Annotated in this window: 1 protein-coding gene; it reads left to right on the top strand. The window is 65.3% G+C overall.

All coding sequences use genetic code 11. The annotated features are described in order from the left end of the window. Window positions 1-111: 111 nt before the first annotated feature. Window positions 112-918 (top strand): DUF6685 family protein (locus tag J0A65_RS24280; protein ID WP_206596829.1); only part of this gene is annotated, 807 nt, incomplete at its 3' end.

The raw sequence follows: 918 nt of genomic DNA, 5'->3' as shown, positions 1-918 counted from the left end.
GCCACAGACCTACGCAGCCACAGGCGCTCACGTGCCGCACCATGCTGTATGGGCAATAGCCGCCTGTGTCTGCCACACTGCCGTAGACGCTTCAGGAGCGACCTGTCGGCCATGAGCCTGCCCGAATCCTCCACCCTTGGTGGCCGCCTGACGGCCCTGGCACAACGCCTGGGGTTGCTGGGTCGTGCCTCGCGGCAGATCTTCGCCAGGGCCAGCGTGCTGCGTCTGCCATTCAAGGTGCTTCCAGCGCCGGCCGACAGCATCTGCTGGCATGAGGGCCCGCAACTGCAACAGCTGCTCCACCTCCCTCGCGGTGCCCTGTCCGGCCCGGTGCAGGAGGACAAGGCCCAGGCGCATTCCGCACTGACCCAGGTCGTGGAGGCGCAGACGCAACAACTGCAATCCTTCGACCTGCGCCTGATCGACGGTTTCGCCTGTACGACTCCCGCCCCCGGCTACGGCAGTTTCGAAGACTATGCGGCGAGCGAGCATTGCCGGCAGGTCCGCATCATCAGCTACAAGGACTTCCTCAAGGCCATGAGCCAGCCCTTGCCACGCTTCATGGCCGGCGACCCGGTCGAGTTACTGCAAGCCAACTGGCGCACCCGCACATTCTGGGCCGGGGAAACACGAGGGGAAGCCTTCGCCAGTGCGATTGCCTATGCGCGCAGACGCGGCCTGGAAGTGCTGCTGCCCGCCAACATGGTGCGTTATCGCCTGAGCGAGGCCGGCCTGGACAACCTACAGCACCGCTACCACGTACTGGCCATGCCTGAAGAGGCCTGGAGCGATCCTGGCTTCATGGGCTTGCTACTGGACAACGGTATACCCTACGCGCGCCTGTCGCTGCTGAAGAAAGCCGGCAAGCCGGAGTTTCTCCTGCTCCCCAAGGAGCACCAGGACGCCACCGCCCTGGGC

The organism is Bowmanella yangjiangensis, assembly GCF_017255015.1.
Taxonomy (GTDB): Bacteria; Pseudomonadota; Gammaproteobacteria; order Enterobacterales; family Alteromonadaceae; genus Bowmanella; species Bowmanella yangjiangensis.
This window is presented reverse-complemented; position numbering and strand designations above follow the sequence as displayed.